This is a genomic window from Methylobacterium sp. ARG-1, assembly GCF_001262595.1.
Classification (GTDB): Bacteria; Pseudomonadota; Alphaproteobacteria; order Rhizobiales; family Beijerinckiaceae; genus Methylobacterium; species Methylobacterium brachiatum.
This window is the reverse complement of record NZ_LHCD01000002.1, coordinates 23,054-43,035: the sequence shown is the minus strand read 5'-3', so window position 1 is coordinate 43,035 and position 19,982 is coordinate 23,054. Positions and strand designations below refer to the sequence as shown.

General features: G+C 68.0%; 20 protein-coding genes and 1 pseudogene. 13 read left to right on the top strand and 8 right to left on the bottom strand.

Features of this window, described 5'->3' with window-relative positions:
- Positions 1-89: 89 nt before the first annotated feature.
- Positions 90-1,067, bottom strand: a complete 978-nt coding sequence (locus AKJ13_RS01975; protein WP_003596818.1) for a DUF6634 family protein — start codon at positions 1,065-1,067, stop codon at positions 90-92.
- Here AKJ13_RS01975 and AKJ13_RS01970 point away from each other — a divergent pair.
- Positions 1,060-1,611 carry a helix-turn-helix transcriptional regulator gene (locus tag AKJ13_RS01970; protein ID WP_238229976.1) on the top strand — a complete coding sequence of 184 codons (552 nt, stop codon included), beginning with the start codon at positions 1,060-1,062 and terminating at the stop codon, positions 1,609-1,611. The genes AKJ13_RS01975 and AKJ13_RS01970 overlap by 8 nt on opposite strands.
- 68 nt (positions 1,612-1,679) lie before the next feature.
- On the opposite strand, the pseudogene AKJ13_RS32515 reads toward AKJ13_RS01970, so the two are convergent.
- The 3 genes and pseudogenes from AKJ13_RS32515 to AKJ13_RS01960 form a co-directional block, all read right to left on the bottom strand.
- A pseudogene (locus AKJ13_RS32515) lies at positions 1,680-2,146 on the bottom strand (VIT1/CCC1 transporter family protein).
- Between the two features lie 163 nt (positions 2,147-2,309).
- A complete protein-coding gene (locus AKJ13_RS01965) occupies positions 2,310-2,738 on the bottom strand; it encodes a helix-turn-helix domain-containing protein (RefSeq protein ID WP_026105497.1) in 429 nt (142 codons plus the stop codon).
- Between the two features lie 225 nt (positions 2,739-2,963).
- Positions 2,964-5,102 (bottom strand): heavy metal translocating P-type ATPase, encoded by a 2,139-nt coding sequence (locus AKJ13_RS01960; RefSeq protein ID WP_050731876.1) that lies wholly within the window; start codon positions 5,100-5,102, stop codon positions 2,964-2,966.
- A 64-nt stretch (positions 5,103-5,166) separates the two neighbouring features.
- On the opposite strand from AKJ13_RS01960, the gene AKJ13_RS01955 reads away from it, so the two are divergent.
- The 3 genes from AKJ13_RS01955 to AKJ13_RS01945 all read left to right on the top strand — a co-directional run bounded on the left by AKJ13_RS01955 (position 5,167) and on the right by AKJ13_RS01945 (position 7,377).
- Complete coding sequence (locus AKJ13_RS01955) at positions 5,167-5,589, top strand: helix-turn-helix domain-containing protein (RefSeq protein WP_003596825.1); 423 nt, start codon at positions 5,167-5,169, stop codon at positions 5,587-5,589.
- Positions 5,590-5,726: 137 nt separating this feature from the next.
- Complete coding sequence (locus tag AKJ13_RS01950) at positions 5,727-6,683, top strand: cation diffusion facilitator family transporter (protein WP_003596826.1); 957 nt, start codon at positions 5,727-5,729, stop codon at positions 6,681-6,683.
- Positions 6,684-6,690: 7 nt separating this feature from the next.
- On the top strand, positions 6,691-7,377 hold the full coding sequence (locus tag AKJ13_RS01945) for a hypothetical protein (RefSeq protein WP_003596827.1): 687 nt from the start codon (positions 6,691-6,693) through the stop codon (positions 7,375-7,377).
- A gap of 59 nt (positions 7,378-7,436) precedes the next feature.
- On the opposite strand, the gene AKJ13_RS01940 is transcribed toward AKJ13_RS01945, so the two are convergent.
- The gene (locus AKJ13_RS01940) at positions 7,437-7,841 is read right to left on the bottom strand and encodes a flagellar basal body rod C-terminal domain-containing protein (RefSeq protein ID WP_003596828.1); all 405 of its coding nucleotides are present in this window, start codon (positions 7,839-7,841) and stop codon (positions 7,437-7,439) included.
- 510 nt (positions 7,842-8,351) lie between these two features.
- Here AKJ13_RS01940 and AKJ13_RS01935 point away from each other — a divergent pair.
- The gene (locus tag AKJ13_RS01935; RefSeq protein WP_003596829.1) at positions 8,352-9,113 is read left to right on the top strand and encodes a response regulator transcription factor; all 762 of its coding nucleotides are present in this window, start codon (positions 8,352-8,354) and stop codon (positions 9,111-9,113) included.
- Positions 9,110-10,441 carry an ATP-binding protein gene (locus AKJ13_RS01930; RefSeq protein ID WP_003596830.1) on the top strand — a complete coding sequence of 444 codons (1,332 nt, stop codon included), beginning with the start codon at positions 9,110-9,112 and terminating at the stop codon, positions 10,439-10,441. The genes AKJ13_RS01935 and AKJ13_RS01930 overlap by 4 nt, the downstream gene beginning before the upstream one ends.
- Positions 10,442-10,449: 8 nt before the next feature.
- Here AKJ13_RS01930 and AKJ13_RS01925 read toward each other — a convergent pair whose 3' ends face one another.
- Complete coding sequence (locus tag AKJ13_RS01925; RefSeq protein ID WP_012455875.1) at positions 10,450-11,145, bottom strand: YoaK family protein; 696 nt, start codon at positions 11,143-11,145, stop codon at positions 10,450-10,452.
- Positions 11,146-11,423: 278 nt separating this feature from the next.
- Between AKJ13_RS01925 and AKJ13_RS01920 the strand changes: the two genes are divergently transcribed.
- The gene (locus AKJ13_RS01920) at positions 11,424-11,687 is read left to right on the top strand and encodes a hypothetical protein (RefSeq protein ID WP_003596834.1); all 264 of its coding nucleotides are present in this window, start codon (positions 11,424-11,426) and stop codon (positions 11,685-11,687) included.
- Positions 11,688-11,910: 223 nt separating this feature from the next.
- Here the strand turns inward: AKJ13_RS01920 and AKJ13_RS32510 are convergent, their stop codons facing one another.
- A complete protein-coding gene (locus AKJ13_RS32510) occupies positions 11,911-12,405 on the bottom strand; it encodes a hypothetical protein (RefSeq protein WP_244471485.1) in 495 nt (164 codons plus the stop codon).
- A 387-nt stretch (positions 12,406-12,792) separates the two neighbouring features.
- Between AKJ13_RS32510 and AKJ13_RS01905 the strand changes: the two genes are divergently transcribed.
- Genes AKJ13_RS01905 through AKJ13_RS32125 form a run of 6 tightly spaced genes read left to right on the top strand, consistent with a single transcriptional unit; the run spans position 12,793 to position 19,522 of the window.
- Positions 12,793-14,166, top strand: a complete 1,374-nt coding sequence (locus tag AKJ13_RS01905; protein WP_003596839.1) for an efflux RND transporter periplasmic adaptor subunit — start codon at positions 12,793-12,795, stop codon at positions 14,164-14,166.
- Between the two features lie 11 nt (positions 14,167-14,177).
- Positions 14,178-17,426, top strand: coding sequence for a CusA/CzcA family heavy metal efflux RND transporter (locus tag AKJ13_RS01900; protein WP_003596840.1), 3,249 nt, complete (start codon positions 14,178-14,180; stop codon positions 17,424-17,426).
- Positions 17,427-17,431: 5 nt separating this feature from the next.
- The gene (locus tag AKJ13_RS01895) at positions 17,432-17,785 is read left to right on the top strand and encodes a hypothetical protein (RefSeq protein ID WP_003596841.1); all 354 of its coding nucleotides are present in this window, start codon (positions 17,432-17,434) and stop codon (positions 17,783-17,785) included.
- 27 nt (positions 17,786-17,812) lie between these two features.
- Positions 17,813-18,355, top strand: a complete 543-nt coding sequence (locus tag AKJ13_RS01890; RefSeq protein ID WP_003596842.1) for a hypothetical protein — start codon at positions 17,813-17,815, stop codon at positions 18,353-18,355.
- 42 nt (positions 18,356-18,397) lie between these two features.
- Positions 18,398-19,339, top strand: a complete 942-nt coding sequence (locus AKJ13_RS01885; RefSeq protein WP_003596846.1) for a cation diffusion facilitator family transporter — start codon at positions 18,398-18,400, stop codon at positions 19,337-19,339.
- Positions 19,340-19,351: 12 nt separating this feature from the next.
- Positions 19,352-19,522 (top strand): hypothetical protein, encoded by a 171-nt coding sequence (locus AKJ13_RS32125; protein WP_003596848.1) that lies wholly within the window; start codon positions 19,352-19,354, stop codon positions 19,520-19,522.
- A 66-nt stretch (positions 19,523-19,588) separates the two neighbouring features.
- On the opposite strand, the gene AKJ13_RS01880 is transcribed toward AKJ13_RS32125, so the two are convergent.
- Positions 19,589-19,954 carry a hypothetical protein gene (locus AKJ13_RS01880; RefSeq protein ID WP_003596849.1) on the bottom strand — a complete coding sequence of 122 codons (366 nt, stop codon included), beginning with the start codon at positions 19,952-19,954 and terminating at the stop codon, positions 19,589-19,591.
- Positions 19,955-19,982 lie beyond the last annotated feature (28 nt).

The following is a 19,982-nucleotide window of genomic DNA, read 5'->3' as shown; positions in this document are numbered from 1 at the left end:
CCCCCGCCCACATCTCGACGGGCGGGACCGGCTTCCGCCTTTCGAGCGAGGGAGGGGCGACCCGCCTCGACGGAAAGGGAGACGGTGCGCTACTGCAGGGAGGGACGCGGACCGGCGGGCCGTCCCAGGCGGTAGAGCCTGGAATAGGTGCGCGCCCAGGTACGACGGTCGGAAACGTAGACTTCCGAGGTTCGGACCCGGCGACCTGGGGGAAAGTCCGGATGGTGCGTGACGCGACCGACGAGCGCCGCGACCGGCCGCATCCCGAACTCCCATTCCTCAAGGACGGGGGCGGCGGCGAGCTCCTCCGCGGACGGGTATTCGCCGTCCTCCGCGGCGTCCAAGGCATCGGCAAGGTCCCGGAGCCGGTCCTGCGCGTCGCGGCGGTCCGCCTCGCCCATCCCGGCCAGGACGGGAGCGATGACGTCGCCGGGATGCCCCGGCATCGGGACCGCACCGGGTACGACCGCGTTCAGCACGCGAAGCGCAGCGCGAACGGACAGGGACGCGAGCAGGGATCCATGGGCCGGGGCGGCGGCGTCCCGCAGCGGAGCCGGCAGGCCGCGAGGGATCACGCGGATCGAGGTGTCGTCCAGGCCCGCGGCCGCCGCCGTGTCGCGCACGGTTCGGTCGGACGCTCCGAGTGAGGGGAAACCGCACCCCAGCAGCCAAGGGACGGCGGCATGCGCGGTCGCGCGCAGCATGGACACGGCCATGGCGCGTTCGAGGACGGACGGTCCGACGGCGATCACCCTGGGACATTCCCCGAGATCAACCGGGCAGTCCGCCGCCCACCCTGGCGGCAGGTCGAGCACCACGAGGCGTCGCGCGGGATCGGCGGCCGCTTCCCGCGGGAAGTCCTCTGCGAAGGAGGGACCGTCCCTGCAAAGCTCGACAACGCGCAGCGTGTCCGGCACGCTGTCGAGTCGAGGCAGCCGGGATTCGTGCGCGCCTACGACGCGCAGGAGCGTCGTGGCGGTGCCGACCGAGGCTGCGGCACGGGCAATCAGGAAGGCGGCGTGCGTGCCAACGGCACGGCCATCGCCGCCGAACAGCGCGATGATCATGGCGAAACCCCAAAGGCGGAAAGCGGCCCTCCCGCTCGACGATCAGTCGGGCGGGGGCGGGCAGTCGGCGGTGCTTGTTGAAGTTCCCAATTATACCTGTGCTATAAAAATCTTTCAAGCCTCGCCCGACGCGCCTCGGGGAGTGGACTTCGCCTCGGCTGCGGATTTCCCTCCGGACCGGACCGTGCCAGGATACCTATGCCAAGCCGCCCGCCTGCTGGTCGGTCTCACCCAGCAGGAGCTTCACCTGCTGGCGCGCGTTTCGAAGAAGTCGATCAACGACTACGAGAACGGCTTCATCGCGATCCGAGTCGCGCTTGCGAAGCGCTTGGTCGCGGCCCTTCGCGGCGCGGGCGCCCGTTTCATCGCGGGCGAGGGATACGTCGGCGTGATCGTGAGCGGGCGGAGAACGGAGGCGGGCGTCCCGGCGGCTCCCTTCGGACAGGGAGTCCAGGAAGCCGGGATCGTCTCCGACCCGGGTCCCTCGGGCGGTTCCGCCAAGCCGCGCCCCGCCCGCGGCAGGCGTGCGTCGCAGGGGGATTGAGGCTCGAAATCCCCCGGTGGCGGTTCTCGGCGCGTTCCAGGCTCACCCCGTCCTGCCTTCGAGCCTCGTCACACGACCTTGCCGACGAGGCTCCCGATGCCTGCGGTGACGCCCACGGCGAGTGATCCCCGGAACGTCACCTGTACTGTACCGTCGCCCGCGGCACTGCGGCACCACCCGCCTTCGCCCCGAGGGCGCCGAGAATGGCGAGGAACACCAGCGAGGCCGCTACCTCCGTGTATTCGGGCCCGCGCTCGACGTAGATGCGAGCGAGATTTTGGCGCTTCGCCAGGGGTCGTCGGTGAGTTCGAGCCGCTCGCGGTCGGCCCGCTCGGTCTCGGACCGGGAATTGACCGAAGGGCACTTCCCGACCGCCATCGACATCGCGCTAGCCATCAGGATCTCCCCGTTTGTGCGTGGCGGACACCGCGACGCCGACGCTGAGGCTCGCGGTCGATACGGGTCCATCGTTGGTGCTAAACGCCGCGACGCGAAGCCAGCCGGCACGGTCGATAAGGTGCTGTGCGGGTCCTATTTACGGCTACGGCGAGAACAGCGAGGGTCGGCAGGCCCAACGTGTTCATCCGAAAGACCTTTGACCGCAGCACGAGCTGAAACTTTCGTGGCGGATAAACCAGCGCTGCGTCATGGCCGACACGGCGCAAGCTTGCCCGGCTTTTCCTGAGCAGGTCCCGGATTCAGGAGATGCGGCCGTGCTCATGCGCGCACTGTCGATGGTCGGCCAGCGTCTCGATCACCCGACACTCCCCCACCCGACCGTGGCCACATGCCTCGACCATGCGCCGCAACTCTCCGCGCAAAGCCACGAGTTGCCCGATTCGACGCTCGACCTCGGCCATGTGTCGACGGGCGATGCCGTCCACCTCCGCGCAGGACCGGTCCGGCTCGGTGGACAGAGCCAGCAACTCGCGAATCGCCTGGATCTCGAATCCGAGTTCGCGCGCATGACGGATGAAATTGAGCCGGGATATCTCTGTCTCCAAATAGCGACGCTGCTTGCCCTCGGTGCGGGTCGGGGCCGGCATCAAGCCTGCTCCCTCGTAGTAGCGGATGGTTGGCACCTTCACGCCCGTGCGGCGCGACAGCTCTCCGATTGAAATGTTCATATCCCGGCCAAACCTCCAGTCCTTAGAGGTTGCACTCTCCTTCCTCCTCGATGGGAAGGGGGCACGAAAGCGGATGGCTCCGACGAACTGTCCGAACGCCATCCGTCACTCGACCGTTTTAAGCCGCCGCAGCCCATCCTTTTGACCTTGAAGCTTTGCGTGACGCTCTCCCGTTGATGACGTCGCACACGGATGGGACCTCCCATGGTGGGAACGTGAAGGGCCTCAGGCGCTCGATCTTCCCTCTCCAAGGAGCCGCAGCGCGTTTGCCGTCACCAGCACGGTTGCCCCGGTATCCGCCAGGATGGCAGGCCATAGGCCGGTGACCCCTAGAACCGTCGTGACCAGGAACACTGCCTTCAAGCCGAGCGCCAGGGCGATGTTCGTCCTGATGTTGAACAGCGTCCGGCGCGAAAGCTCGATCATCCGGGCGATGTCTGCGACGCGTCCGTGCAGGGCCGCCGCATCCGCCGTCTCAAGCGCCACGTCGGCGCCCCCACCCATCGCGATACCGACGTCCGCGGCCGCGAGCGCCGGCGCGTCGTTGATGCCGTCGCCGACCTTGGCCACCACGGCGCCAGTGGCTTGGCGCTCCCGCACGATCCGCTGCTTGTCCTCAGGCAGGAGCTCGGCCCACACCTCGATGCCGAGCGCGGCCGCCACGGCCCAGGCCGTCCGCGCGGTGTCGCCGGTCAGCATGATCGCGCCGACGCCGAGCGACGCAAGGCGGTCGACCCCCTCCCTCGCGTCGGACCTGGGCTCGTCTCGCATCGCGAGCAGCCCGGCTACCGCCCCGTTCGCGAGGAGCACGGACACGGTCTTACCCTCGCCCTGGAGCCCGGAGACCCGCTCCTCCTGATCGGGCGTGAACGGCACGCGCGCGCCGGCTTCCCTCGGCGAGCCAAGGAACAAGTCGAGCCCCCCGACCTTGCTGGCGATGCCCTTGCCGCCGAATGCCTGGGCCCCGAATGCCGGGGGCACCGGCGCTCCGGCCTCGGCGGCCTTGGCCAGCACGGCCCGGGCGAGCGGGTGCGAGGAGCCACCCTCAAGGGCGCCCGACAGCGACAGCACGTCCCGCTCGGACCTCCCGAATGCCACCACGTTCGTCACGACGGGCTTGCCCTCCGTCAGGGTTCCCGTCTTGTCGAAGGCGACCGTCGTCACCGAGGCCAGCCGCTCCAGGACGGCGCCGCCCTTGATGAGAAGCCCGCGCCGGGCCCCGGCCGAGAGGCCGGCCGCGATGGCCGCCGGCGTCGAGATGACGAGCGCGCAGGGGCAGCCGATCAGCAGGATCGCCAACCCCTTGTAGACCCAATCCCCCCACGCGCCGCCCGTGAGAAGCGGCGGGACCACCGCCACCAAGGTGGCCACCGCGACGACGGCGGGGGTGTAGACCCTGGAGAACCGGTCGATCAGGCGCTCGGTCGGCGCCTTCGCCTCCTGCGCTTCCTCCACCAGCTGCACCACCCGGGCGATGGTGTTGTCCTTGGCAGCCGCGGTCACCCGGACGCGGAGCGCCCCGTCGCCGTTGACCGTCCCGGCGAAGACTGCGTCGCCAGGCTCCTTGCGCCTCGGCACGCTCTCACCGGTGACCGACGCCTCGTCGACGTCGCTCCCGCCGTCGAGGATGGTCCCGTCCGCCGGGACGCGGTCACCCGGCCGCACCAGCACGGTGGCGCCGACCTTGAGGCTCGCGGCGGGCACAGATTCAGTCGTGCCGTCGCGTTCCAGCAGCGCCGTCTCCGGGACGAGACCGGTCAACCCACGGATGCTCGCCCGGGCTCGACCGGCAGCGACGCCCTCCAGAACTTCGCCGATCAGGAACAGGAAGACGACGGTCGCCGCCTCCTCGGTCGCCCCGATGATGGTCGCGCCGACGGCGGCGATCGTCATGAGCATCTCGATGGAGAAAGGCGTCCCATGCCGGGCGGCCAAGATAGCTCGTCGGGCAACCGGCACCAGCCCAACCGCCATGGCCGCGAGGAAAGCCCAGCGCTCGGTAATCGGCGCGACGTGCCCGAGCGCGTAGGCTGTCACCAGGGCCGCGCCGCAGGAAGCCGCCAGCAGGGCTTTCGGCGCCCTCCACCAAGGTGTCTCAGCGGTATCCCCCAACGCCACGGCGTCCGGGTCCTCGGCCCCGTAGCCGAGGCCGCGGACGGTGTCAGCGATCATTCTCGCATCGGTCCCGGGTCCGTGACGCACCGCGAGCGTCTCGGCGGCCACCGAGACCTGCACCTGCGCGATGTCGGGCAGGCGGCGCACGGCGGCCTCGACCTTCGCCGCGCAGGACGCGCAGTCCATGCCGGTCACCCGCAGGCGGGTCGTCGGGACGTCGGTCCTGTCCAGGGTCGCTGCTTCGGTCACGGCGGGTGCCTTCCTTGTGGTTAAGGCGACCCTACTTCCTCTAGCGACTAGAGGAGCAAATATCTTGAAGCCCATCGCAATCGGGGAATTGTCGCGGCAGGCAGCCGTGAAGGTGCCGACCATCCGATTCTACGAGGAGCGCGGACTCCTGCCGCGCGCGTCCCGAACGGAAGGCAACCGGCGGACCTACGGCGCGGCCGACGTCCGCAGGCTTCGGTTCATTCGGCACGCGCGTGAACTCGGATTTGAGATCGAGGACATCCGCGCGCTGCTCGATCTCGCCGAGCAGCCGGAACGCCCGTGCGGGGAGGTAGACGCAATCGCCCGCCGGCATCTCGCTGACATCGACGACCGGATTGCGCGGCTCACCGGGTTGAGGGTGGAGGTCCAGGCGATGCTGGATCAATGCTCGCGGGGCAGTGTCCGGGAATGCCGCATCGTCGAGGTGCTGGCCGATCACGGTGAATGCCTGCACGAGGTTCACTGATGCCTACGGCCACGCGGAATTGGATTTTATGCGCTCACCACGTTCGAAACCCCTTGCTCCTCCAGTCGCTAGAGGAATTAGGCGTGCCGCATATGTCGGACGCCCCGCCGAGGGCATGAAGCCGAGCGGATTTCCCAATGACCGGACACGCAGATCGCTCCGTCCGTGCCCTCCGTGACGGAGGTGGACACGAACACGGCCATTCCGGCAATGCTCAGGCATCCTTCGGTTTCGGAAGGGCCTTCGCCGTCGGCATCGGTCTGAACGTCGCCTTCGTGATCGTCGAGGCGGTCTACGGGTTCTTGAGCAATTCCCTCGCCCTCGTCGCCGACGCAGGCCACAACCTCTCGGACGTACTCGGGCTCGCCGTCGCCTGGGCCGCGGCCATTCTCGGGAAACGGGCGCCTAAGCCGCGCTACACCTACGGCATGAAGAGCTCCTCGATCCTGGCCGCCTTGTTCAACGCGGTCATCCTCCTCGTCGCCATGGGCGCCATCGCCTGGGAGGCCGTCCGGCGCTTCGGTGAGCCCGCACCGGTGGCCGGGACCACCGTGATGGTGGTCGCGGGCATCGGCATCCTGATCAACGGCATCAGCGCTTGGCTGTTCGCATCGGGGCGCGAAGGCGACCTCAACGTGAAGGGGGCCTTTCTGCACATGGCCGCCGATGCCGCCGTCTCGGCGGGCGTCGTCGTCGCCGGCCTGCTTATCGCCCTGACGGGTTGGCGTTGGCTCGATCCGGTGACCAGCCTACTCATCGCCGCGGCGGTCGTATGGAGCACTTGGGGACTCCTGCGCGACAGCGTGCGGATGTCGCTCGCCGCCGTGCCCCCCGGCATCGACCCTGACGCCGTGCGCGCGCATCTGCGGGGCTTGGAGGACGTCACGGCCGTCCACGACTATCACGTCTGGCCGATGAGCACGACCGAGGTCGCCCTGACGAGCCATCTCGTAAGGCCGGACGGCACGGACGACGCTTTCCTTATACGAGCCGCACGCGAATTGAGGGGCCGCTTCGGGATCGTCCACGTCACGTTGCAGGTCGAGACGAGCGAGACGACCGCCTGCGCCCTGGCCCCGGACGGCGTGGTCTGAACCTGCGATGCAAGCCTGGCTCTATACCCTCATCCCGGCAGCCGCCGCCGTCCTCGGCGCCGCGGTCGCCGTCAACATGCGGCCGGGACCCGTCTTGGTCAGCGCCATCCAGCACTTCGCCGCAGGCGTCGTATTCGCCGCGGCGGCGGGCGAGATCCTGCCTGACCTCAAGCATGCCGGATCGCCTTGGGCCACCCTGGTCGGCGGCGGCGTCGGTGTTGCCGCCATGCTCGCGGTCCGCACTCTGGAGCGTCGGGTGAAAGGACCAGTCGGTCTACTGACCGTCACCGGAATTGATATCTTGGTGGACGGGCTCGTCCTCGGCATCGCCTTCGCAGCGGGCGCCAAGGCCGGTTTCCTGCTTACGGTCGCCCTGACCATCGAGGTGCTGTTCCTCGGCCTGACCGTCGCGAACGAACTCGGCGAGGGCGGAACCTCGAAAGCCAGGGTGGTCGGCTTGACCGCCGCCCTCGTCGTCCTGCTGCCGCTCGGTGCGCTGCTCGGCGGCCCGGTCGCCACGCTGCCCGCGGCCATCCGCGGCGGCTTTCTCGCCTTCGGCCTGATTGCGCTCCTCTACCTCGTGACGGAGGAACTTTTGGTCGAGGCACACGAAACGGAGGACCGTCCATGGGTGACCGCGATGTTCTTCGCAGGCTTCCTGCTATTGCTCTTGCTCGATGAGCTTGTCGGTTGATGGCGCACGTGCCGGCCGCGTTTGATGCGTCATCACGAAAGGCTTTCGGGTCGATGACATCAGCTCTTCAGTAGCGCGAGCGTCTTTCCTTTCAGGTCGTCAAAGGTCGCGATAGTGCGCAGATTGGCCTCGTACGCTCGCATCGCAGAGCGAAGTTCGGACATCTCGACCGTAGGGCGGACATTGGGAAGCTTGAGGTTGCCGCCAGCATCGGCGGCGGGGTGTCCAGGACTATGAACCGTCGGGAATTCGGTCTTGTCGCGTACGATACGGATGGCCGGTGCCTCTTCGGTGTTGCCTGTGATCGGCTCGAACACTGCAATCTTGCGCCTATAGGGTTCGCCGTCTGGGGCGGACGCCGTGGAACGCGCGTTGGCAATATTCTCGACCGACACGCGCATGCGACCCTGATGTATGCGTAGGGCGGCAGACGCCAAGCTTGGCCCGGAAATGTCGTCCTTCATCGCCGCCAGCCTCCCTCTTGCCGGCATCCTGTCCCGGCGTGCACAAATTTGTTAATCAAATCTAATGAGTTAGAGTTAAAAAAAGGTTAATTCACGCCTCATGGTGTTAGAGTAATCCGAGCGCCGGCCCGTCCGAATTCAGGAGTATTCGGCGATGTCTTCGAACCACCGTTCAGCTCTTTTCCGGGAAATCGGGCGAACGAGCATCGGATCGCTCCATTCGCACCTCCGCGACAGCCGGATCCATAGGCCGATTTGTACTCACCCGGCATCGACCGCTTCTGACTTCAAAATTTTGATATCCTCGTAAATTACATTTAATTATGTATAGAGCATACTATCAAATCAAATTGGTCGTATTTTTGGTCGAGCAGTCGTATCGACAATATAAAATATGCAAAATTTATACAAGTGACTTCATTGACGTTCGTGGCCCACTCGATGAGAGTCCCCTGATGCGTTATCTGAATCTGACGGAGACTTTGTTCGCAATGGACCCCGCGGCGATGGATGAAACGGTGGCTGATGGAACGCGATGACAGGCCGGGAGCGGGCTGCGCACAGGAGCACATCCTCCTGATCGAAGACGACGACGGCATGCGGGTGTTGGTCACGCGACTCCTGAGGGAGAGCGGCTACCGCGTCACCGGTTGCCGCAGCGGCGCCGAGATGTGGTCGCTTCTGCCCGGGAAGTCGGTCGATCTCGTCTTGCTCGACGTGATGCTGCCCGGCGCCTCCGGCTTCGATCTGCTGCGGGCGCTGCGCAGCAAGGGCACCGTGCCGGTCATCATGCTCTCCGCCCGCAACGAGGAGGCGGACCGGGTACTCGGACTCGAACTCGGAGCCGACGACTACGTCGCCAAGCCGTTCGGCCGGCCGGAACTCCTTGCCCGCATCCGCGCGGTGCTGCGTCGGACCACCATCGCGCCGGCCGCCACCGCGGCGGAGAGGGCACAGGTTCTGACCTTCGCCGGCTGGCGGCTCGATTTGCGCAGCCGGCAGCTGACCGATCCCGGGGGGGCTGCCGTAGACCTCTCGGGGGCCGAGCACGACCTACTCATGGTGTTCCTAGAGCATCCCGGGCGCGTGCTCGGCCGCGAGCAGATCCTGGAGATGAGCCGCGGACGGCTCGCCGCCCCGTCCGACCGTAGCGTGGACACCCTGGTCAGCCGCCTGAGGCGCAAGCTCGAACCGCCCGAGGGCACGCTCCCCGTGATCAAGACGGTTCGCGGCTCCGGCTACATGATGGCCGCCAAGGTCGAGCGGGCGTGAAACAACTGGTCGATCTTGCCCGCAGCCTGGAGGGGCGCACCGTCGCCGTGCTGTTGCTGGCGGTACTCGTGGTCCACGGGGGCGCGTTGTTGCTGTACCGTCAGTCGGCGTCGGCCGCGGCCGACGAGGCGTTCGCGAACGAAGTGGCGCGACAGCTCGTCTTGGCGCGGGAAGCGGTACTGCGGCGACCGCCGGGGGAGCGCGGCATCGAGGCAAAAGCCCTCTCGTCGGGTCATTTCGAGATAGGCTGGGAGCGGGGGGAATCCGCCGAGACGGGCAAGACAGACCCCGCCTTGCGCGATCTGCGCGAACGCGTCCTGGAGATCGAGCCCGTGCTCGGCCCAGGTCTGGCGCTCGCCCTGGCGGCGCCGGACGAGCCGCTGCACCAACAGGACCTGCGCGGCGCCTTCCCGCTGCCGGACGGCAGTTTCCTGACCTTCCGGTCCGCCCATTCGCCTCACCTGGTCCACCTTGCACCCTGGGCGTACCTCGCCACCGCGATGGCGATCCTGGTCGGCGTCGCCGCCGTCGTGCTGGTGCACCGGATCGCCGGCCCGCTCAGGGAACTTACGCACGCCACCGTCCGGATCGGGCACGGTACGGTCGTGTCCGTGCCTGAGGTCGGACCGGACGAGACGCGCGGGATCGGTCGGGCGCTGAACGCGATGCAAGGGCGCATCCACCGCCTCGTCGCGGAACGGACGCAGGCTTTGGCGGCGGTCTCGCACGATCTGCGCACGCCGATCGCCCGGCTCCGTCTTCGCCTGGACAAGGTCGATGACCTTGCGGACCGCCGTGCCATGGCTGCCGACCTCGACGACATGCAGGCCATGATCGACGCGACGCTGTCGTACCTGCGTGGCGAAGCCGACCCGGAAGCACGGCAGGTCGTCAACGTGGCGAGCGTGCTGATGAGCGTCGCCGACGCCTCCGCGGACGTGGGCCGCGAGGTGGGCTACGACGGCCCCGGCCGGGCGCTGGCGTCGGTACGTCCCGTTGCCTTCCGCCGCGCGGTCGAGAACCTTGTCGACAACGGTGTGCGCTACGGGATCCGGGTCCGGGTCGGCATCGAGATCGAAGAGGCGACCCTGGTGGTGCGCATCGACGACGACGGCCCCGGCATCGCGCCGGAGGACGTCGCCCGGGCCTTCCAGCCCTTCACCAGGCTGGAGGGGTCGCGTAACCGCAACACGGGCGGGACGGGGCTCGGACTGACCATCGCCCGGCGCGCGGTCGAGGCGGACGGCGGCACGCTCGTCCTGTCGAACCGGCCAGAGGGCAGCCTGCGGGCCGAGATCCGCCTGCCGAGGGCGAAGGGACGCGATTGAGACGCGGCCTACCGGGCGGTCGCCGGTGCGTCGGGGTGCGCGTCCGGCTGCGCCGACCGCTCGTTCGAGACATAGCCGCTCCCAGGCAGTGCCACCGTGAGGATGATGCCTGCGACAGCCAGCGACGCGGACAGGGCCGCCGGAACGAGGAAGGCATCGGGACCAAGGGCCTTCTGGATGAAGCCGCCGGCGACCGCGCCAAGCGTCAGGCCCGCCCAAAGCGGTGCCTGGAGCCAGAACGACGGCGCGGGCTTGTGCAGGACCATGTTCGCCAAACCGGTCCCGAAACGTACGACGGTTCCGGTGACGTAGGTCAGGGCGAGGCTCCGCCCGGCCTCATCCTGCAGCGTCGCATTCAGCATGCCGAGGGCAAGGACGACGGGATAGGCATGAAGAGGAAACGCATCGGAAGCTTCCGGCAGGAGGTTGCCGATGGACAGCAGGACGGCCTGCGCGCCGAGCAGGACCGAAAGACGCCACCGCCCAGCCCAAGCCGCAACAAGGGTGCCGGCGAACGCACCGAAGCAGAACAGCGCGATGGTGCTGCCGAACCTGGTGACGCCCGACCAATCGAAGGAACTGGCCGCGACGCCGAACCGGGTCGTGTTCCCACTCATGAACGACATGAACAGTTGAGAGTGTTCCAGGAAGCCTATCGAGTCGGCCGAACCCGCCAGGAATGCCAGCGCGACGGCCAGGGGCACGCGGGTCTCGGGTCTCGACGGGAAAGATCTGTCCACTTGGCCACCTGTCGCTGCCGCGTCGGATCTCGCCGGGGTCGCGTTCGACCCGGCGTCCGGTCCTGCGGGGAGCCGGTAGGGATACGTCGACCCCATGGCCGAGGCTTTGCTCGACCTTGACGAAGTGTGTCGGCACGCGCGCCTGACACACTTCGTCACGAACGCGGCGAACGGCAGTCAAACGGGTCGGCTATCTCCACTCCTCAAGCGGCCGATGTGGCCGATGGAAGGGATACAGATCGATGAAGCGTACGCTTGCCGCCGTTCTCACCGCCGCGATGCTGGCCGGAGCGGCCACGCCCGCCCTCGCGGTCGACGGGCACGGCAACGCCTCCAATCCGGAGCGCAGCGTCCCGAACTCGGGCGACGTCTCCGGCGGACCCGCCCACCGTGACGATCCGCGGGTGCGGGAGGCGCAGGAGAAAGGCCCGGACGGCAAGCCCGCGCACCGCGAAGGCGACGGCCACGCGCACGGGCACAGCCAGGATAAGCCCGGCAAGAAGTAAGCTTCCCACGAGGTGACACGATGAGCGGGAGACGCGCGATGCGATTGCTGCCCCTGCTCGTCGTCTTCGCGCTCCTGGCAACGGGCCTCGGCTACGCGCTCGCGGCGTCCCCTTGCCCGGACGACTTTTCACGGTGCGATACAGCCCCCTCACGCATCGTGGAAACGCCCGCCTCGACGCAAGTCGGGGCGGGCGTCCGCCTTGGTTCGGTCGACCGAAACGTTCAGTCGTCGAACTCGCGGTGATCGTGGCGCTCAAAGCCGTGGCGGTTCTCGTCCCGGTCGTCGTGATGATGGCGACGAACCTCCACGTGGTCGTGGTCGCCGTGATGGTGGCGGCGCACCTCCTCATGATGGTGGGGAGGTGGTCCGTAGCCGTAATGTTGGGCCGACGCGGTCATGGGGACCGATGCGAGGGCAGCGGTCGTCAGGGTGATCAAGCGACGTTTCATGGACGAAAATTCCTTGCTGGTCGCACAAGGCTCTGCCGACGGCTTTGAACGGGGCGTGAAGCGACCATTCAGTATCCTCCGACCAGGGAAGCCTTCACCACAACGGGCGACCGCAGCTTGCGACACAGCCTCGGAATCGCAGATAAGGACGGTGATGACTTCGGCGCGGCGCCATATGAGCTTCGGAGCGATGACGGGGTGGTGGGCAACCGCCGCCCTCGCGCTCGTCCTGGCGCTGGCCATCGCGATGCCCGGCGCCGGTCTCATGGACGACCTTGTCTCTCACCAGGGCCGTCAAGGCCATGACAGGAGCGAACTCTCGCTCGTCCCGCATACGGTGTCTGGCCTGGATCATGCCTCCGACCCCGGGTCAGCCGACCACGTCCATTGCGGTTGCCACGTCGCCTTGAGCACGACCGTCGCCGGCGATGCCCCGCTCCCCGACGGAACGCGCCCCTCCTACGCCAGATTGTCCGAGAGGATGCCCTCGGTCTCTCCCGACCGCCTGCCAAGGCCGCCGCGCGCCTGAGGTGACGCCGCGAAGGCGGCGCGTCACGAACCCGGGTCCGACCGACCCGAGCCGTCTCCTCACGTCACCGACCGCGATTGTCCGGCATGTCCGTCATCGGCTTCCGGCACGCCCGAGCAGGCATCATGCGCATCATCCTGACCGCCCTCATCCTGGCCGTCGGCGTCCTCGTGGGCGCTGCGGTTCCCGCCGTCTCCGGCTTCGTCCAGGGGCTGTTGATATCGGCTGGCCTGCCGCCGACCGTCTTCAACCTCGCCAGCGGCCCCACCGCCGCGAATTCCGCCGAGGCTTCCCCCGGCGAGGCGGGCCACGCCGCGGGCGACGGACACGGTCACGGTCACGGCAAGCCGGCCAGTAAGCCCGGGGCCGAGCAGACCCAAGGCGAGCATGACCACTCCGAGGCCGAAGGCGAGGAAGGTCATGTCAAAATGACCGCCGAGCAGATCGAGAACCAGGACATCAAGGTGGCCAAAGCCGAGGGCGCCATGCTGTCTCGCCATATCCTGGTGCCCGGTACGATCACGCCCGACACCGACCGGATCGCGCGGGTCCCTGCCCGGGTCGTCGGCACCGTCGCCGAGATGCGCAAGCGCCTGGGCGACGCCGTCAAGAAGGACGAGGTCGTTGCCGTCCTGGATAGCCGCGAGGTCGCGGACTCCAAGAGCGAGTACCTCACCGCCTCGGTGAAGGCCGACCTGGAGAAGACCAATTTCGAACGGCAGCAGGCGCTCTGGGACAAGCGGATCTCGGCCGAGAGCGCCTTCTTGAATGCCAAGGCGGTCTATTCCGAGGCGACGCTGCGCCAGGATCTGGCGCGGCAGAAGCTGTCGGCGCTGGGGCTCGACGCGACGGCGGTGGCCAAGCTGGCCAAGCGCGACGAGACCACCCCGAACCTGTCGAGCCTGCGCCAGTACGAACTGCGCTCGCCGATGTCGGGGCGCATCGTCGAGCGAAAGGTCGACGTCGGCACCGCGGTGGGCAAGGAAGGCGACCCTTCCGACCTCTACACCGTCGCCGACCTCTCAACGGTGTGGATCGAACTTGCCGTTCCGACCTCGGAACTCGCCAAGGTCAAGGAAGGCGCGTCCGTCACGGTCGCGCCGGGCCAGGAGGGCGGCGTGCAGCACGAGAAGGGCAAGGTCGTCTTCGTCAGTCCTTTCCTCACCGCCGACACGCGTGCCGCCAAGGTCATCGTCGCCCTGCCGAACAAGGACATGGCCTGGCGTCCGGGCACCTACGTCACCGCCGAGGTCGAGATCTCGCGGGATGCCGTTCCGGTGAGCGTGCCCAAGGCGGCCCTCCAGACCGTCGAGGGCAAGCGCGTCGTCTTCGTCCGCACAGACGAGGGCTTCGAGAAGCGCGAGGTCGAACTCGGGCGCTCCGACGACGACGCCTACGAGGTCGCCTCGGGTCTCAAGCCCGGCGAGGCCATCGCCGTCGGCAACACCTTCCTCCTCAAGGCCGAGCTCGGAAAGAGCGAAGCCGACCACGCGCATTGAGGGGACGGGCCATGATTTCGAAGATCCTCGACTTCTCCGTCCACCAGCGCTGGCTCGTGCTGCTGCTGTCGCTGCTGGCGGCCGGATTCGGTGGCTATGCCGTGACCAAGCTGCCCATCGACGCCGTCCCGGACATCACCAACAACCAGGTCCAGATCAACACGACCGCGCCCTCGCTCTCGCCCGTCGACATCGAGAAGCAGGTCACCTACCCGGTCGAGACCGCGCTCGCGGGCATCAAGGGGCTGGAATACACCCGCTCGCTCTCGCGCAACGGCTTCTCGCAGGTCACCGCCGTCTTCGCGGAGAAGCTCGACATCTACTTCGCGCGCCAGCAGGTCGCCGAACGCCTCTCGCAGGTGAAGCAGGACCTGCCGCCCGGCGCCGAGCCCGCCATGGGCCCGATCTCGACCGGCCTGGGCGAGATCTACATGTGGTCGATCCACTACGCCAAGCCGGGCGAGCGCCAGGTCTCGGCCGCGGGTAAGCCCGGTTGGCAGCCGGACGGCAGCTACCTGACGCCGGAAGGTCAGAGCCTCAGGACGGAACTGGAGCAGACCGCCTACCTGCGCACGGTCCAGGACTGGATCATCCGCCCACAGATCAAGACGGTCCCGGGGGTCGCCGGCATCGACGGCATCGGCGGCTTCGAGAAGCAGTACCACGTCCAGCCGGACCCAACGAAGCTCGCCGCCCGCGACCTGTCCTTCGGTGACGTCGCCCGCGCCCTGGAGACGAACAACGCCAACCAGGGCGCCCGCTACCTGGAGGACAACGGCGAGGGCTACGTCGTTCGCGCCGCCGGGCGCCTGGAGAGCATGGACGAGATCGGCGACGTGGTCGTCGCCACCCGTGCCGGCGTCCCGGTGCGCATCCGGGACATCGCCGAGGTCCGCATCGGAAAGGACTTGCGCACCGGCTCCGGCAGCGAGAACGGCCAGGAGGTCGTGATCGGCACGGCCCTGATGTTGATCGGAGACAACAGCCGTAAGGTCGCCGCCGCGGTCGACGCACGCATGGAGCAGATCCGCAAGTCGCTGCCGCCGGGGGTCGAGGTGCAGACCGTCCTCGACCGTACCCGCCTCGTCGAAGCCACCATCAAGACCGTGGCCAAGAACCTGTCCGAGGGCGCCGCCCTCGTCATCGTCATCCTGTTCCTGCTGCTCGGCAACATCCGCGCGGCCATCATCACGGCGCTCGTCATCCCGGTCGCCATGCTGATGACCATGACCGGGATGGTCGAGGCGAAGATCTCGGCCAACCTGATGAGCCTCGGCGCGCTCGACTTCGGCCTGATCGTCGACGGGGCGGTCATCATCACCGAGAACGCCCTGCGGCACCTCGCCGAGAAGCAGCACGAACTCGGGCGGAGCCTCGACACCGAGGAGCGCCTGCAGACGGTGCGGGCCTCGGCCGAGGAGATGATCAAGCCCTCCCTCTACGGGCAGGCCATCATCATCCTGGTCTACGTCCCGCTCCTGACCTTCACCGGGGTGGAGGGCAAGATGTTCGAGCCGATGGCGCTGACAGTCATCATCGCGCTCGTGGCCGCCTTCGTCCTCTCGCTGACTTTCGTGCCCGCCCTGATTTCCATCGTCATCACCGGCAAGGTCACCGAGGAAGACAACTTCATCATCCGTGCGTTCAAGGCAGCCTACCGCCCGGTGCTGGCCGCTGCGGTCCGCGCGCCCGTCGCCTTCGTCGTCGGAGCGCTCCTGCTCCTCGTCGGTGCGGGAATCCTCTCCACACGCCTGGGCACCGAGTTCATCCCGCAGCTCGACGAGAAAAGCATCGCGCTCAACGCCACACGCATCCCCTCGACCTCGCTGACCCAGTCCCAAGCGATGCAGCTGAAGGTCGAGCAGGCCGTGTCAAAATTCCCGCAGGTTGCCTACGTCTTCTCGAAAACCGGCACGGCGGAGGTCGCATCGGACCCGATGCCGCCGAACTCGTCGGACACTTTCGTCATCCTGAAGCCTCAGGAGGAATGGCCCGACCCGAGCCTGTCCAAGGCGGACCTGCAGGAGCAGATCGAGAAGGCGGTCGGCGAACTCGCCGGCAACGTCTACGAGTTCTCCCAGCCGATCCAGCTGCGTTTCAACGAGCTCTTGGCCGGCACCCGCGGCGACCTCGCCGTGAAGGTGTTCGGCGAGGAGTTCGAGCCGATGCTCAAGGCGGCCAATCAGGTCGCCCAGGTGCTGCGCGGCATCACCGGGGCCGAGGACGTCAAGGTCGAGCAGACCGCCGGCCTGCCGTTCCTGGAAATCAAGATCAACAAGGCCGAGGCCGCCCGCTACGGGCTCAGCGTCGGCGCCATCCAGGAGGTCATCGGCGCGGCCATCGGCGGCAAGGATGCCGGCGTGGTGTTCGAGGGCGACCGGCGCTTCCCCATCGTCGTGCGCCTGAACGACAAGGTGCGCGAGGACCGCGAGGCATTGGAGAACATCCCGGTGCCGCTTCCTCCGGGGCTGAACGGACGGGCGAGTTCGGTCCTGCTCAAGCAGGTGGCGTCGTTCTCGGTGACCGAGGGGCCGAACCAGATCTCGCGCGAGAACGGCAAGCGTCGGGTCGTGGTGACGGCCAACGTGCGCGGCCGCGACATCGGCTCGCTGGTGGCGGAGGCGCAAGGAAAGGTCGCCGCACAGGTCCAGCTTCCGTCCGGTTACTACGTCACCTGGGGTGGCCAGTTCGAGAACCTCGCCTCCGCCAAGCAACGTCTCATGATCGTGGTGCCGGTCTGCTTCTTCCTCATCTTCCTGCTGCTCTACTCGGCGCTGGGCTCGCCCCGGGACGCCCTGCTGGTGTTCAGCGCGGTGCCCCTGGCCCTGACCGGCGGCATCGCGGCGCTGTGGCTGCGGGGCATGCCCATCTCGGTGCCGGCGGCGGTCGGGTTCATCGCGCTCTCGGGCGTGGCGGTGCTGAACGGCCTCGTGATGCTGACCTTCATCAAGCAACTCGTCGCCGAGGGACGGCCCAAGCGCGAGGCCATCCTCGAAGGCGCCATGATCCGACTGCGGCCGGTGGCGATGACGGCGCTCGTCGCCTCGCTCGGCTTCGTGCCGATGGCCATCGCCACGGAAACCGGCGCCGAGATCCAGCGGCCGCTCGCGACCGTGGTCATCGGTGGCCTGATCAGCGCCACCTTGCTGACCTTGGTCGTCCTGCCGGCCCTGTACGCGCGCTTCGGCAGGGTCGAGACCACGGCAGCGGCTGAGCGCCCGGCGCCGTCGGTTCCTCGCCAACTCAAGGCGGCGGAGTAGCCCCGATGGGAAGGGTCCGGTCGGGCATGCTCGTGTGGTTCGGCTTGACCATGGCCGTTCAGGCCGAGCCGACCAAGATCGTCGGCATCGGTGCCGCCTCCTGTGCCCGGTTCGGCGCGGATGCCGCGGCGCAGCCAGCCATGGAGCGCGACTACTTCGCCTGGGCGCAGGGGTTCATGAGCGGCGCGCTGATCCGGGCGCCGGACGGGGTCGACGAGGGCTTGGACCTCGCGCCGCCCTCCATGCCCTTGGCCGCCCAGGCGGACTTCCTACGCACGTTCTGCGCGGCCAATCCGGCCACCGATTACTCGGACGCGGTTCGTGCCCTCTACCACCGACTGCGTGGACCCGCGTCCTAGGAACCGGGTCCGACGGGAGACCGAGCGATGAGGTGGCACCTGCGCGTCCTTCACGCGGCCGCATTCGCGGTCGTCCCGGCCCTCGCCGCCGATGCGGGCGAGGCGCCGTTCGGCCTTGCGTGGGGACCGCTCTCCGAAGTGCCCCGTCCGCTGAAGGTCGACCGCGAGGCGAACTTGACGGCCCTGTACTACCCGCAGGGTTGGCGGCCGGCCACGGGACCCGGGACGGCCGAGGTCATCCTGGTGATCTGCCGGACCGAGGGGCTGCAGCAGGTGGTCTGGGTCGGCGTGCCACTCTCCGGCGACGACCTCGCGAAAGCGCGTCGGGCCATCCACGACGAAGGCGTTCGCCGTTACGGCGAACCCGAGCCGGGACCGACGGCGGATGCGGAACTCTGGCCCGGTGGGCAGGCGCTGCTGGCCAGCCGCGAAACCGCGGACGGACGGCGCGAACTCGTCATGACGACGTTCGGCCCCGGATACCAGGCCTGTTCCGGGACGCACCACGTCGAGGCCGGGCATCCGGCTGGCGCACACGTGGCCGACCTGATCGGCGGAATCGCGCCCTGAAACCCGCGGTCGGACACATCATCGCAAACCTGGGATCGGCATATGGGACACGGACACGCACACGGCGGCGGCCATGGGCATTCGCACGGCGGCGGCATTCCCTCGGGCTCGGCTGCGGCCCGCAACAAGGGACGCCTCGCCTGGGCGCTCGGGCTGACCTTGACCTACATGTTCGCCGAGGTCGTCGGCGGCCTGCTCACCGGCAGCCTCGCGCTCCTGGCGGATGCCGCGCACATGGTCACGGACGCCGGCGGCCTCGCCCTGGCGTTGCTCGCCATTCACTACGCGGCCAAGGCGCCGACGGCGGGCAAGAGCTTCGGGTATATGCGCTTCGAGATCCTCGCGGCGCTCGCCAACGCCGTCGTGCTGCTCGGGGTCACCGCCTACATCCTCTACGAGGCCTATCGGCGCTTCGTGGAGCCGACCGAGATCCTCGGCTGGCCGATGATGCTGGTGGCGCTGGTTGGGCTGGGCGTGAACCTCGCCAGCATGAAGCTGCTGTCGGGCGGCTCGTCCGAGAGCCTCAACGTGAAGGGCGCCTACTTCGAAGTCTTTTCGGACATGCTGGGCTCGGTCGGCGTCATCCTCGCGGCCCTCGTGGTGATGGGCACGGGCTGGACCTGGGTCGATCCTCTCATCGGCGCCGGCATAGGCCTGTTCATCGTACCCCGGACCTGGCGACTGCTGAGCGAAGCCCTTCACATCCTGTTGGAGGGCACGCCTCCCGGCGTGGACCTCGCCGCCCTGAAGACCGAGATCGAGGCGATGCCGGGGGTGCGCCGCGCCTACGACCTGCATGCCTGGACGTTGACGTCGGGCTTCGACGCGATGAGCGGGCACGTGGTGGTCGACGACGTCGCCGGCGGGCCGGCGGTGATCCGTGCCGTGCGGGGCCTAATGAAGGAGCGGCACGGCATCGAGCACGTCACCGTCCAGGTCGAGGACGAGGCACTCTCCGCGGAGTTCCCGCACCTTCCCGTCTGAGGCGGCGCGGCCATGGTAGGCAAGAAGCTGGCCCGGGAAATCGAGAGATGGGAGTCCAAGCCGCGCGGCAGGCGTCGTGCCCGTCCGCACGTCAGAAGGCGGGCGGGACGCGACCTCGTCAAGGTGCTGGCGGTGTGCTTCCTGCTCCTGGGCTTCCTGGTGCTCCTGGGCCATTTGTCCTGACCCGGAGGTAGCCGGGCCGAGGCGGCCTGCGCGGAAGGAACCGCACGGGCCGCCCCACCGACGGCCCTACTGCTTCTCGAACCGCGCCTGGATGTTGTGCCCGTGCATCTTCGCGGACAGCACGACCTTCGCTCCCGCCGCCAGCGGGGCCTTAAGGTCGGCCATGAGCTTGTTCGGCGCCCCCGGCTTCAGGGTCAGCGTCTCCGTCTTGCCTCCGACCTGCACGAATGCCTTGGCCGAGAGGCCGGCGGTCTCGACCGGCTTGCCGTCCTCACCGGTCACGAAGAAGGTGATGCCGGTCTCGGTCGCGACGAACTCGACGGGATGTCCATCGGCGACCGTCGTCTGGCCGCCGTTCGGGCCGGCGGCGAGGCAGGGCGACGCGAGGGCGATGGCGACGGCAACGACGGCGAGGCGGAAGGGGGAGCGCATGACGATGTCCTTTCTCGGGGGTCGGGAA

Bases quoted from the DNA above. Each gene is read 5' to 3' on its own strand.
- AKJ13_RS01975 (WP_003596818.1), bottom strand. From the start codon at position 1,067: ATGATCATCGCGCTGTTCGGCGGCGATGGCCGTGCCGTTGGCACGCAC.
- AKJ13_RS01880 (WP_003596849.1), bottom strand. From the start codon at position 19,954: ATGCGCTCCCCCTTCCGCCTCGCCGTCGTTGCCGTCGCCATCGCCCTC.
- AKJ13_RS01950 (WP_003596826.1), top strand. From the start codon at position 5,727: ATGACCGGACACGCAGATCGCTCCGTCCGTGCCCTCCGTGACGGAGGT.
- AKJ13_RS32510 (WP_244471485.1), bottom strand. From the start codon at position 12,405: ATGAGACCGGCGCCGGGCATCGCGATGGCCAGCGCCAGGACGAGCGCG.
- AKJ13_RS01935 (WP_003596829.1), top strand. From the start codon at position 8,352: ATGAAACGGTGGCTGATGGAACGCGATGACAGGCCGGGAGCGGGCTGC.
- AKJ13_RS01900 (WP_003596840.1), top strand. From the start codon at position 14,178: ATGATTTCGAAGATCCTCGACTTCTCCGTCCACCAGCGCTGGCTCGTG.
- AKJ13_RS01945 (WP_003596827.1), top strand. From the start codon at position 6,691: ATGCAAGCCTGGCTCTATACCCTCATCCCGGCAGCCGCCGCCGTCCTC.
- AKJ13_RS01970 (WP_238229976.1), top strand. From the start codon at position 1,060: ATGATCATGGCGAAACCCCAAAGGCGGAAAGCGGCCCTCCCGCTCGAC.
- AKJ13_RS01885 (WP_003596846.1), top strand. From the start codon at position 18,398: ATGGGACACGGACACGCACACGGCGGCGGCCATGGGCATTCGCACGGC.
- AKJ13_RS01920 (WP_003596834.1), top strand. From the start codon at position 11,424: ATGAAGCGTACGCTTGCCGCCGTTCTCACCGCCGCGATGCTGGCCGGA.
- AKJ13_RS01895 (WP_003596841.1), top strand. From the start codon at position 17,432: ATGGGAAGGGTCCGGTCGGGCATGCTCGTGTGGTTCGGCTTGACCATG.
- AKJ13_RS01965 (WP_026105497.1), bottom strand. From the start codon at position 2,738: ATGAACATTTCAATCGGAGAGCTGTCGCGCCGCACGGGCGTGAAGGTG.
- AKJ13_RS32125 (WP_003596848.1), top strand. From the start codon at position 19,352: ATGGTAGGCAAGAAGCTGGCCCGGGAAATCGAGAGATGGGAGTCCAAG.
- AKJ13_RS01940 (WP_003596828.1), bottom strand. From the start codon at position 7,841: ATGAAGGACGACATTTCCGGGCCAAGCTTGGCGTCTGCCGCCCTACGC.
- AKJ13_RS01890 (WP_003596842.1), top strand. From the start codon at position 17,813: ATGAGGTGGCACCTGCGCGTCCTTCACGCGGCCGCATTCGCGGTCGTC.
- AKJ13_RS01905 (WP_003596839.1), top strand. From the start codon at position 12,793: ATGCGCATCATCCTGACCGCCCTCATCCTGGCCGTCGGCGTCCTCGTG.